9 protein-coding genes and 1 pseudogene are annotated in these 12,227 nt (G+C 66.6%); 4 read left to right on the forward strand and 6 right to left on the reverse strand.

The features are described from left to right. Positions 1-35 precede the first annotated feature (35 nt). The 4 genes from CR152_RS22610 to CR152_RS22625 all read right to left on the reverse strand — a co-directional run bounded on the left by CR152_RS22610 (position 36) and on the right by CR152_RS22625 (position 6,264). A complete protein-coding gene (locus CR152_RS22610) occupies positions 36-4,052 on the reverse strand; it encodes a Pls/PosA family non-ribosomal peptide synthetase (protein WP_229413520.1) in 4,017 nt (1,338 codons plus the stop codon). Between the two features lie 134 nt (positions 4,053-4,186). Further along, on the reverse strand, positions 4,187-5,506 hold the full coding sequence (locus CR152_RS22615; RefSeq protein WP_099878721.1) for a permease: 1,320 nt from the start codon (positions 5,504-5,506) through the stop codon (positions 4,187-4,189). A 3-nt stretch (positions 5,507-5,509) separates the two neighbouring features. Then, positions 5,510-5,755, reverse strand: coding sequence for a DUF2249 domain-containing protein (locus CR152_RS22620; RefSeq protein ID WP_099878723.1), 246 nt, complete (start codon positions 5,753-5,755; stop codon positions 5,510-5,512). Further along, a complete protein-coding gene (locus CR152_RS22625) occupies positions 5,752-6,264 on the reverse strand; it encodes a hemerythrin domain-containing protein (RefSeq protein ID WP_099878725.1) in 513 nt (170 codons plus the stop codon). The genes CR152_RS22620 and CR152_RS22625 overlap by 4 nt, the downstream gene beginning before the upstream one ends. Before the next feature lie 81 nt (positions 6,265-6,345). Here CR152_RS22625 and ubiU point away from each other — a divergent pair, with 81 nt between their 5' ends. From ubiU to CR152_RS22645, 4 genes are read left to right on the forward strand one after another with little or no spacing between them, the layout of a single operon-like run. After that, positions 6,346-7,374, forward strand: a complete 1,029-nt coding sequence (ubiU, locus tag CR152_RS22630; RefSeq protein ID WP_370663828.1) for a ubiquinone anaerobic biosynthesis protein UbiU — start codon at positions 6,346-6,348, stop codon at positions 7,372-7,374. A gap of 10 nt (positions 7,375-7,384) precedes the next feature. Further along, on the forward strand, positions 7,385-8,287 hold the full coding sequence (locus CR152_RS22635) for a U32 family peptidase (protein WP_229413830.1): 903 nt from the start codon (positions 7,385-7,387) through the stop codon (positions 8,285-8,287). Further along, on the forward strand, positions 8,284-8,745 hold the full coding sequence (gene ubiT / locus CR152_RS22640; protein ID WP_099878729.1) for a ubiquinone anaerobic biosynthesis accessory factor UbiT: 462 nt from the start codon (positions 8,284-8,286) through the stop codon (positions 8,743-8,745). The genes CR152_RS22635 and ubiT overlap by 4 nt, the downstream gene beginning before the upstream one ends. 12 nt (positions 8,746-8,757) lie before the next feature. Beyond that, complete coding sequence (locus CR152_RS22645) at positions 8,758-9,183, forward strand: putative zinc-binding protein (RefSeq protein WP_099882665.1); 426 nt, start codon at positions 8,758-8,760, stop codon at positions 9,181-9,183. 63 nt (positions 9,184-9,246) lie between these two features. Here the strand turns inward: CR152_RS22645 and CR152_RS22650 are convergent, their stop codons facing one another. Together CR152_RS22650 and CR152_RS22660 are read right to left on the reverse strand one after the other, a co-directional pair. After that, a complete protein-coding gene (locus CR152_RS22650; protein ID WP_099878731.1) occupies positions 9,247-9,945 on the reverse strand; it encodes an anaerobic ribonucleoside-triphosphate reductase activating protein in 699 nt (232 codons plus the stop codon). 1 nt (position 9,946) lies between these two features. Beyond that, a pseudogene (locus CR152_RS22660) lies at positions 9,947-12,175 on the reverse strand (ribonucleoside triphosphate reductase). Positions 12,176-12,227 lie beyond the last annotated feature (52 nt).

The raw sequence follows: 12,227 nt of genomic DNA on the forward strand, positions 1-12,227 counted from the left end.
TCGGGGTTAGGGTCTGCCCCCGGTTGTGGAGGCGCTTAAGGGTGCGCCGGCGCCGCCGGGCAGCCCGCCCAACTGGTCCCCGCGGGGATATGTTCCCCCTTCATGACCAAGGTCAGTGGGCCCAGGCGGGCGTTGTCGCCGACCTTGGCGCTGTAGAGCACTGCACTGCGCGGTCCCATGGTCACTTTGCTGCCGATCTCCACATGGTCGACCTTCATCACCCGGTCTTCAAACAGGTGCGTTTGCGGGCAGGCGAAGGCGTTGAGCTCGCTGTAGGCGCCGATCGATACGCAGTCGAACTCGGTAATATCGGTCGTGTCCAGATACACGCCGCGCCCCATTTTGCAGCCCAGTAAGCTGAATGCCACCGGCAGCCAGGGCGTGCCGCGCAGATAACGCATGAAATTGGGCACCGCAATGCCTTCGTACAGATTGGTCACGCCTTCGGACAGCCACACGAACGGGGTCCACATCGGCGCCGAGCGCTTGCAGTAGCGGCCCAGCAGCAGCCACTTGAGCGTGAGCACGAACAGGTAATTGCCGATTCCGTACACCAGCCCGGCCAGCGCCAGGTCGGCGATGACGTCACCCCACAGCCCGGCAGCCGCGCTCGGCATGACGTTGAGCACGACGGTATAGCCGACCGCGATCACCAAGGCATGCGGCGCGACAATGCGGAAAGTTTCCACCAGCGTGCGACCGATGCGCCGTAGCGCGGACGGCCGGTAGGTCAGCCATTCCGGATAGCCGCTCACCTGTTCGCGCGCCGGCAGGTGGATCGGCGGGGAGCCGAGCCAGGTGTCGCCGCTTTTCATGCGCTCGTTCTCCGGGGCATGGGTGTGCACGCCGACCAGTACCCGTTCTGGCAGGATCGTTCCATCGGGAATATAGCTGCCATTGCCGATGAAGCTGCGGTGCGACACGACCGTCGCCTGCATCGTCATCCAGCCGCCGTCGATGTGTTCGTCGCCCAGCATGACGGCGTCGGCAATGAATGTTTCGTCGCCCAGGGTCAACATGTCGGGTACAACGCCGAGCGCGGTCGATATCTCGGCATCGCGCCCGACCTTCGCTCCCAGCAGGCGATACCAGAATGGTGCGAAGACGGTGGCGTAAATGCCGTGCAGCACGTTCAGACTGGATTCCTGGATATGGCTCACCAGCCATTTTGCACAGTAGATATTGCTGTGGACCGCCGAGCGGCCCGGCCGCAGGCGCGGCAGTCCACCCCAGCGGATCGCGGCCGACACCAGCGCCGTCAGGACGATCAGCACGGCGCTGGCTGGAAACGCCAGCAGGAAGTAGCGTACCAGCTGGGATGCGACCTGGCTGCCTTGCAGCCACGGCATGACGTCCATGTCGTCGAGCCAGTCGATCAGCATGAAGCTCGGAAACACTGGCATGAAGAACACAGTGGTCACCAGCACGATGCCGAGAACAAAGAAGATGGCTTCGCCGGCCAGGCGCGCGCGGCTGACCTCCGGCCGCGGTGGCAGGCTGGAAACGAAGAGACCCTGGTCGCGCGCGGGCGAGCCGCCCCACACGCGCGCGTGCGGCACCCTGGCGCCATCGGCCATGGCGGCCTGGCCTTCGAGATGGCCGAGGGCGCCGATGGCGGTATTGCCTTCCATGACGGCGTAGGACGCCACAGAGGCGTTCTGGCCCAGCGAAATCGCACCCAGCAGCAGGCAGCCGCGTTCGACACGGGCGTTTTCGAGGTTGACGGCGTTGCCGATACTCACGCCATCGGCGATATCGAGCAAGTCCGGCGCGCGCAAGGTCATCGATCCAACCAGCACGTCGCGCCCGATGCGCGCGCCCAGTGCCCGCAGCCACCACACGTACAGCGATGAGCCGCTCAGCAGGTACACCGGTGCCGCTTCGACCAGCCGGTCGGCCAGCCACCAGCGGTAATACGTCCAGCCCCACAAAGGATACGAGCCGGCCTTCAGGCGCCCGGCGATCAGCCATTTGCCGGCGATGGCGATGCCAAATTCCATCAGCGTGGCGAACAGAAACACGCCAATCGACGCCGCCACGGCCAGCGCGACCGAGTCGCCCGGTTCGCCGGTAAAAAAGTGATAGGTAAAGAACGGCGCCAGCCATTGCGCCATGCGCAGGGTGACCATGGGCGGAATGGCAAGCGCCTGGCCCGCCGCGCAGAGCCAGCGACGGGTGGCCGGCGGTGCGGTCCAGTCCTGCTCGGCGGCGCCGGCAGCGGGCGCATCGGCCAGGGCGATGGCGATCTTGCCGATCTGGCGTTGCTGATAAATATCGCGCACGGTGACATGGGCAAACGCCGGATCGGCCCGCAAGGCCGAGGCCAGCCGCGCGGCAAACAGTGAATGGCCGCCCAGGTCGGCAAAAAAGTCGGCCTCGCGCCGGATTGGCTGGCCCGGGAACAGGCTGGACAGGGCCTTGAACAAGGCTGTCTCGGCCGGGGTTTCGGGCTGATCCGAGCCATCGGCGGCACCAGGCGCGGCCAGCGGCATGGCCTTGAGTGCCTTGCGGTCGATCTTCCCGGAGGTCAGGCGCGGCATCAGCGGCAACGCTTCATAGCGGCTCGGGACCATGTAGGCCGGCAAATGTTCTGCCAGCGCACGGCGCAGGGTGGCGCCGGCGATGGCATCGTCGCCGGCGCCGCTGGCGGCCACCAGATAGGCGACGAGCTGGTCGATGCCGTCGTCCTTGCGCAGCAGCACCGCTACCGTGCCCACGCCCGCCTGCTGGGCCAGCAGGGCTTCGATTTCGCCCAGTTCCACGCGAAAGCCCCGGATTTTCACCTGGTCATCGGTGCGTCCCAGGCACTGGACTTCGCCCTCGGCATCGATGCGCGCCAGGTCGCCGGTGCGGTACAGGCGCGCGTCGTGCGGACCGCTGGCCCAGGGGTTGGCGAGGAATTTCTCGTCCGTCAGGTCGGGCCGCCCGAGGTAGCCGGCTGCCAGCCCCGGTCCGGTAATGCACAGTTCGCCTGTGGTGCCGCGCGGCTGCAGGGCCAGCTCCGGGCCTTCGGCATCGATCACCAGCAGGCCGTAGTTGGGCAGCGGCGTGCCGATCGTGATCGGGCGCCCAGGTTCCAGGCGCGCCAGGCTGCACGAGACGGTCGCTTCGGTGGGGCCGTAGGTGTTGAAGATCTGGCGCCCCGGGCTGGCCCAGCGCTCGACCACCGATTCGGGGCACATTTCGCCGCCGAGGTTAATCAGGCGCAAGGTCGGGACCTCGTCGCTGAACAGGGCCAGCAGGGTCGGCACCGCGTGCAGCACGCTGACGCGGTTTGCCGCCAGCATGCGCGGCAAGGTCTCGGGGTCACCGGCGATTTCCTTGGGGCCGCTCCAGAGGGTGGCGCCAACCAGGTAGGAAATCCAGATTTCCTCGAAGGACATATCGAACGCCACCGAAAAGCCCTGGTACACGCGGTCATCGAAGCGCACGCCCAGCACCGCGTTTTCGCTGCGCAAGAAGTGACAGATGCTGCGCTGGGAAATGAGGATGCCTTTCGGCTTGCCGGTCGAGCCCGAGGTATAGATGACGTAGGCGGGCTGGTCGGGCGAAACCTTGCCGCGACGCTGCACGGTTTCACCCGGCGCCAACGGGGCCAGCAAGGCTTCCGCGCACCAGACCGGTGTGGCGCTGCCGTCCAGCTGGCCGGCCAGGGCGGCACTGGCGACCACGCCGACGGCGCTGGCGTCGTCCACGCAAACGTCGAGCCGGTCGGCCGGCGTATCCTGGTCAACTGGCAGCCAGGCGGCGCCAGCCTTGGCGATGGCCGCCTGCGCAACCAGCAGCGCGATGCCGCGCATCATCCACAGCCCGACGATGTGGCCGGGACGCACGCCCAGGCCGATCAGGCGCGAGGCGCCGATGTCGGCCAGCTGGTCCAGTTCGGCGTAGGTAAGGCTGCGCTCCTGATAGATCAGCGCGACCTGGGGCGGTGCACGGCGCGCGCTCGCTTCGAGCAGGTCGGCCAGAATTTCGTGCTTGAGCAGGGAGGGTTCGGCCGTCCCGTACAGGATGTCCGGATGGGCGACGGCAGGTGCGTCGGAAAGCAACATTTGATCAAGCATCGATAGCACGGGGTTGGGCGGTGCGGAGGGATCTCGGCGCCAGGCGTCAAGATAGTGCATTTCCTTCCGACTGTGTTGCCGCAAAGCTCTTGGCTAAGGGAAGCTTAAGTATGCCGTCCGGACTAGGACGTCGGGCATGGGGCCGTGCGCGACGAGCCGGAGGCGACTGCGTTGCGAGCGCGCCTGAGGGCCGTCGACAGGTTCAGCAACAGCCAGACGGCCGACAGGCACATCGCCGCCGCCGCCGGCCGTGCCAGCAGCACCGGCCACCAGCAGGCCGCCACCAGCAAGGCCAGGGCCGCCGCGTGCAGCCAGAACTGGCGCTGCGCGTCCTGGTCGGCGGTCAGCGTTTTGATCGTCGGCACGCGCTGGCCGTCGGCGGCGCGCTCCTGCAAATCGCGCCAGATCAGGAACGGCACGATCTTGTACAGCATGCCGTTGATGGTCGAGTACAGGAAGCCGACCAGCATCAGGACGCCCATCGCCAGGGTGCGGCCATCGCCGGCCACCTGCGCCGGTACCGCCCACAGCGTCGCGCAGGCCAGCATGCTGGCCATTGCCAGGCGCCAGAACAGGGTCATGGCGTCGGCCTGTGGCCGTTTGCGGCGCGCCAGAAGGCGGAGCGTGGCCAGCGCGAACAGCGCGTAGGAGGCCAGCAGCAGTGTGCTGGCCATGGTGTCGATCCACACCAGGTGCGCGCGCAGCGCCGCGGCGCTCACGGTCCACACGACCAGCAGCAGAAAAATCGTCACGCCCAGCATCTGCGGCAACGGCTTGTCGTACAGGGGCGTCACCTGGAACATGGGCACGACCTGGAACGATACGCCAACGAGCAGCAGTCCCGCCCAGCCGAACACGCCCCACAGCGCGTGCACGTCGGTGGCCAGCATCAGCGGCAGCAGCGCGGCCGATGCCGGCCAGGCAAAGGCGCCCGCCAGCAGCGCGCCGAGGCACACGGTGACAAGCAGACTGCCGAGGGCCAGCCTGACTGTGGCCGTCATCGGCAGTGCGCCTGGCGGCGGCATCTGCCACAAGGCCACCGTGAGTGCGCCGATCAGCCACGCAAAGCCGGGCAGCAGCAGGGCCAGCGCCAGTTGGAACAGCCATGGACGCGTGAACAGGAATGCGCCCGCCAACGCCGCCGTGCCACCAGCAAGCAGCGCGTGCACTCCGGGAGCGAGGAGGCGCGCGCGCGGCAGCGTGACGCCGGCTACCACGGGCAGGATCTGGATCAGCGCGCCGGCCATCGCCATGCCCAGCGTGCCAAGCGTCAGCAAGTGGGTCAGCGCCAGGGTGGACGGCGACCAGCGTGAGGCCAGCGCCGGGGCGCCTTGCCACAGCAGCAGCGCGCCGGCCAGCAGCGCGAAGACCGGCGTGGCGAGGAAGTAGCGCAGCACCGCGCCGAGTGGTGGCGACTGTTCGAGCGAGAGGGTGCGCTGCATGCGTCAGGCGTCCGGCGCGCGGCGCCAGATCCGCACTTCATATTGATAGTCGGGCAAGACGGTGGTGCTGTGGCCATAGCCGTTGTGCGCCAGGATGCGGTACAGCGGGCGCGGTTCGCGCTCGATCAGCATGCACAGGTGGTCGCTGGCCGGCAGCGTCTCGAGCGCGTCGAGCACGCGCTCGAGCGGCTCGGGTGGCTCCAGGCCGCGCACGTCGATGTGGTGGATGTGGGGCGTGCCGGCGTTCATGCGGCGCTGGCCATGTCATCCATCGCACCGAAGGCCTGCATGGCCGCCACCAGCTTGTGGCAGCTTGGCGCCAGTACGCGCTCGATCATCGGATAGAGCACGCCTTCTTCCTTTTCGCTGTGCTGGTACAGCACAATGCCCAGGGTGTCGGCATGGTCGAGGAAGGCTTCCGTGTCGCGCTCACGCAGCGCATTGGACAGGCGCTGCACCACGCCGCGGATGCGCAGATGCTCGCTGCGCATCGATGCGGTGGGTGCGCTGGCCGCGCCAATGGCGTTCTCGAAAGCGGGGAAGACGATCCGTTCCTCCATCAGCAAATGGCGTTCGAGCGCGTGGCAGAACGTGGCGAAGGCGTGCCCCGCCTCGCGCCACAAGCCCTTGCGCACGGCGTGGCGCGCGCTTGCGAACAGCGCATCGCAACGCACATGGTCGGCTTCGAGGTAGCTGCCGATAGTCTCCATCGTGTTCTCCTGCTGTTTGTCCATGGCGCCATTGTCACCGCTTCGCATGCCGAAAATCCTTGATGCAGGTCAAAGATTTCCGGCATGCCGTCGGGCTACAGTGCAGTCCCCACCTTACGACGAATGAACATGATGTCAAATACTTCCGACGGCGCCACGCCGTTTGAACTGGTGTGCCCGGCCGGCAGCCTGCCGGCACTCAAGGCGGCCGTGGACAACGGCGCCGACTGCGTCTACCTCGGCTTTCGCGACGCGACCAACGCGCGCAACTTCGCAGGCCTGAACTTCGACGAGGCCGCGATCGAACAGGGTATCGCCTACAGCCACGCGCGCGGGCGCAAGGTACTGCTCGCGCTGAACACCTATCCACAACCGGCCGCCGGCGCGCTGTGGCGGCGCGCAATCGACCGCGCCGCCGGCGCCGGCATCGACGCCGTGATCCTGGCCGACCCGGGCCTGATGCGCTACGCAGCCGAACGCTATCCCGCGCTGCGGCTGCACCTGTCGGTGCAGGGTTCGGCCACCAACTACGAGGCCATCAACTTTTTCCACCGCCATTTCGGCATCGCGCGCGCGGTGCTGCCGCGGGTGCTGTCGGTGGCGCAGGTGGAGCAGGTGGTGCGCAATACGCCGGTCGAGATCGAGGTGTTCGGCTTCGGCAGCCTGTGCGTGATGGTCGAAGGGCGCTGCGCGCTCTCGTCGTACGCCACGGGCGAGTCGCCCAACACGCACGGCGTGTGCTCGCCGGCCAAGGCGGTGCGCTGGCAGCAAACGCCGGCCGGGCTGGAGTCGCGCCTCAACGGCGTGCTGATCGACCGCTACGCCGACGGCGAGCAGGCCAACTATCCGACCCTGTGCAAGGGCCGCTTCGACGTCGCCGGCGAACAGTTTTACGCGATCGAGGAACCGGCCAGCCTGAATACCCTGGAGCTGCTGCCCCAGCTGATTGAACTGGGCGTGAGCGCGATCAAGATCGAGGGACGCCAGCGCAGTCCAGCGTACGTGGCGCAGGTAACGCGCGTGTGGCGCGAGGCGATCGACCAGTACCGCGCCAGTCCGAAGCGTTTTTCGGCCAAACAGGCCTGGATGGCCGATCTGAACAAGGTGGCAGAGGGGCAGCAGCATACGCTGGGCGCCTACCACCGCTCATGGAAGTAAGGGAGGCATGATGATGAAACTGGCCCTCGGCCCGGTGTTGTACTACTGGCCGCGCGATACGATGATGGCGTTCTACGAATCGGTGGCGGCAAGCCCGGTCGATATTATCTACCTGGGCGAAACGGTGTGCTCGCGGCGCCACGAGCTGCGTCTGCCCGACTGGCTGTCGCTGGCGGCCATGCTGGCCGATGCCGGCAAGGAGGTGGTGCTGTCGACCCAGGCGCTGCTCGAATCGGGCAGCGACCTGACCAATCTGCGCAAGCTGACATCGAACGGCCGCTTCGCGGTCGAAGCGAACGACATCGGCGCCGTGCACTGCCTCGATCGCGCGTTGCCGTTTGTCGCCGGGCCGCACCTGAACCTGTACAACGAAGACAGCGTGGCGCTGATGGCGCAGCTGGGCGCGCGGCGCTGGGTCATGCCGCTCGAAATGGGCCGCGCGGCGCTGGCGACGATGCTGAAAAGCCGACCGGCGGGACTGGAAACCGAGGTGTTCGCCTACGGCCGCATGCCGCTGGCATTTTCGGCGCGCTGCTTCACGGCGCGCCACCGCAACCTGGGCAAGGATGACTGCCAGTTCAGCTGCATGGCCCATCCGGACGGGCTGGAGCTGCGCACGCGCGACGCCGACACCTTCCTGATCCTGAACGGCACCCAGATCCAGTCGCACCTGGTGTACAACCTGCTTGGCGAAATGGCCGACATGGAAGCGATGGGCGTGGACGTGATGCGTATCAGTCCCCAGGCGCAGCATACCGATGCCATCGTCGCCTTGTTCGACCGGGCGCGCCTGGGCCAGATCGGCACCGCCCAGGCGCAGGCCGGCCTGGCACCGCTGATGCCGGCGGCGCCCTGCGACGGTTACTGGCATGGCAAGCCGGGCATGGCGTTCGACAGGCGGGAGGCGGCATGAAAGCGCACGTCTATCCGATCCTGCCAAAGCCGCTGGCCCGGGCGCTTGGCCACCTGCCGCGTTTTCCCGGCTCGCTGTTGTTCGCCGCCGGCTTGAGCCGCGTGCTCGGGCCGCAGCTGCCGGGCGACGTGCGCGCCGCGCTGGAAGGGCGCTCCATCAGCATCGGCGTCACCGACGCCGGCGTGCGCTTCGATGTGAGCTGGCGCGGATCGCGCTTCGTCGCCCTGTCGGGGTCCGGCAAGGCCGACCTGTCGATCGGCGCCAGCGCGCGCGACTTTTTGCTGCTGGCGCAGCGGCGCGAAGATCCGGACACCTTGTTTTTTTCGCGTCGCCTGACCATGGAAGGCGATACCGAACTGGGGCTGCTGGTAAAGAACACGATCGATGCGATCGATGTGGCGCTGTTCGACCCGGAACGCCTGCTGCCGGCGCGCTGGCGCCGTGCGGCCTCCAACTAAAGGAGAGTGATGATGGATGCGGACAGGGCGGCGCTGCCGCTGGTGTATTCATGTTCGGGATGTTCGAGCGCGGCGCAGATGGCCAACCATCTGGCGCTTGCGCTCGACCGCAGCGGGGCGGCCGAAATGTCGTGCATCGCCGGCGTGGGCGGCGGCGTGGCGCCGCTGGTCAAGCTGGCGCGTTCGGGGCGGCCGGTGCTGGCCATCGACGGCTGTCCGCTCGCGTGCGCGCGCCAGTGCCTGGCGCAGCATGGCGTGGTGCCGGACCAGCATGTGATGCTCAATGAACTTGGGGTGCGCAAGCGGATGCATGCCGATTTCGACCGCGAGCACGCCGCGGAGCTGACGGCGCAGCTGCGCAGCGATGTCGGGAAACTTGGATTACCCAATACCCCCGTCGTTCCCGCGCAGGCGGGAACCCAAGTTAATAGCCGCTAGTCACACAGTACTTAGGTTCCCGCCTGCGCGGGAACGACGGGGTGGGAGGTGGCGTTCTCGGTTCTACGCGACCCGCAGAACGAAGGTATCGAAGCGCGCCGCAATGCGTTCCAGCGTGGCAGTGCCCATGACCGCACCGGCCGTGGCGTTCAACCCTTTGTTCGCGCAGCCCTGCGCGCGGAAGGTCTGGATGGCGTAATTGCGTACGCCGGCATCGGCCAGTGTCCCTGCCAGAGCTTCCACCTCGGCCTCCGACAGCAGGGCCGGATGCAGCGTGGTCCGGCATTCGTGCGCCACGCCGCTGTCGACGATCATCTCCATGCAGGCGCGGGCCGGCTCGCCGCTGCCGAAAACGCCCGTCACGCGCTGGTAAGCGTCGAACGGCGCCTTGATATCGAAGCCCACCCAGTCCACCATCGGCAACACCGCCTTCAACTGGCGCGGGTAGATGCACGCGGTGTGCAGGCCGACCGCAAGCCCCATCTCGCGCACGGCCGCCATGGCGTCCGGCAGCGCCGGATCCATGGTCGGCTCGCCGCCGCTGAACACCACGCCGTCAAGCAAACCGGCACGGCGCACCAGCAGCGCCATGACCGAGGCCCACGTCAGCGGCCCCTGCTGGCGCAGCTGCAGATGCGGATTGTGGCAGTAGCCGCAGCGCCACGGGCATCCCTGGATGAACACCGCGGCCGCCAGCTTGCCGGGAAAGTCGGTTGCGGTGAAGGCGGTGATGCCGCCCACCCGCAGCTCGCCGGCACCCATCTCAGCTTCGCGCCGCAACGGCGCGCTCGGTGAACCAGGTACGCTCGTGGAACTCGCCCTTTTTTCCGGTATTGAAGGACGACACGGGGCGGTGATAACCCATCACGCGGGTCCAGACTTCGCAGGGCTGGCGCTCGGCGTCGGTCAGGGTGATGGTTTGGGGGGCGAGGAAAACGGCTTGGCTCAGGTCTGACATGGATGACTCCTTGGTTGGTTACGCAACTTCGCGTTGCTTGCGTGCGATCAGGTCAAGATCGCATTTGGGACAAAATGGATGGCTGCCCCCGAGGTAGCCATGTTTGGGGCAGATTGAAAACGTGGGCGTGACGGTGATGTACGGCAGGCCGAAGCGGCTCAGCGCGCGCCGCACTAGCTGGCGGCAGGCGTCGGCCGTGGACAGCGGCTCGCTCATGTACAGATGCAGCACGGTGCCGCCCGTGTATTTGCGCTGCAGCGGATCCTGGCGTTCCAGCGCCTCGAACGGGTCGTCCGTAAAGCCGACCGGCAGTTGCGAGGAGTTGGTGTAGTAGGGCATGGCGTCGGTGCCGGCCTGCAGGATGTCCGGATGGCGCTTGCGGTCTTCGCGCGCGAAACGGTAGGTGGTGCCTTCGGCGGGCGTCGCTTCCAGGTTGTACATATGGCCGGTCTGGTCCTGAAACTCCAGCATGCGCGCCCGTACATGGTCCAGCAGGCGCAATGCGAACGCATGGCCCCATTCGCTGGCGATATCGTGCTCGCCCCAGGTGAAATTGCGGATCATCTCATTGACGCCGTTCACGCCCAGGGTCGAGAAGTGGTTGCGCAAGGTGCCCAGGTAGCGCTTGGTGTACGGGAACAGGCCATTGTCCATATGCCGCTGGATCACCTTGCGCTTGATTTCCAGGCTGTCGCGGCCAAGGTCGAGCAGGCGGTCGAGCGCTTCGAACAGGCCATCCTCGTCGTCGGCATGCAGGTAGCCGAGGCGGGCGCAGTTGATGGTCACCACGCCGAGCGAACCGGTTTGCTCGGCCGATCCGAACAGGCCGTTGCCGCGCTTGAGCAGTTCGCGCAGGTCGAGCTGCAGGCGGCAGCACATCGAGCGGATCATGTTCGGCTTCAGTTCCGAATTGAGGAAGTTCTGGAAGTAGGGCAGGCCGTAGCGGGCCGTCATCTCGAACAGCAGTTCGGCGTTCGGGCTGTCCCACGCGAAGTCCTCGGTGATGTTGTAGGTCGGGATCGGGAAGGTGAACACGCGGCCCTTGGCGTCGCCGGTCATCATGATCTCGATGTAGGCGCGGTTGATTATGTCCATTTCCACTTGCAGATCGCCGTAGGTAAACGGCATTTCCACGCCGGCGATGAACGGCACCTGCTCGCGCAGGTCTTCCGGACACACCCAGTCGAACGTCAGGTTGGTGAACGGCGTCTGCGTGCCCCAGCGCGACGGCACGTTCAGGTTGTAGATCAGCTCCTGGATGTACTGCTTGACGCTCTCGAAACTCAAGGCGTCGGCGCGCACGTAGGGCGCCATGTAGGTGTCGAAGGAACTGAAGGCCTGGGCCCCGGCCCACTCGTTTTGCAGGGTGCCGAGGAAGTTGACGATCTGGCCGATGGCGCTCGACATGTGCTTGGGCGGCGACGATTCGATCTTGCCCGGCACGCCGTTCAAGCCTTCGTTCAGGAGCGTGCGCAGCGACCAGCCGGCGCAGTACCCGGCCAGCATGTCGAGGTCGTGGATGTGCAGGTCGGCGTTGCGGTGGGCCGCGCCGACGGCGGGCGGATAGACGTGATCGAGCCAGTAGTTGGCGATCACCTTGCCGGAGACGTTGAGAATCAGCCCGCCCAGCGAGTAGCCCTGGTTGGCATTGGCGTTGACGCGCCAGTCACGCTGCTCCAGGTACTCGTTCATCGACGCCTCGACGTCGATCAGGCTTTTGCGGTCGCGCCGCAGGCTGTGGTGCTGCTCGCGATAGACGACATAGGCGCGCAGGGTGGCGCGGTGGCCGGCCTCGAACAGGGCTGCCTCCACGGCATCCTGCACCTGCTCGACGCTGGGGATATCGGTGCACAGTGCGGACAGCGTGGGCAGGACCGCGTTCCATGTCAGCAGATGGGCAGTGCCGGCATCGAATTCGCCGCTGGCCAGCGCGGCGCGCTGCATGGCCGATTCGATGCGGGTGGCGTCGAACGGTTTGACGGCGCCGTCTCGCTTGCGGATTTGGGTAGGGAAGTGTAGCGGTGGGATGGTCATTTGCTCTCCGTGAAACACAATATGTGGTGCATAAAGCGAGGTTATTGACTAT

The sequence above is a fragment of the Massilia violaceinigra genome (genome assembly GCF_002752675.1).
GTDB lineage: Bacteria > Pseudomonadota > Gammaproteobacteria > Burkholderiales > Burkholderiaceae_D > Telluria_A > Telluria_A violaceinigra.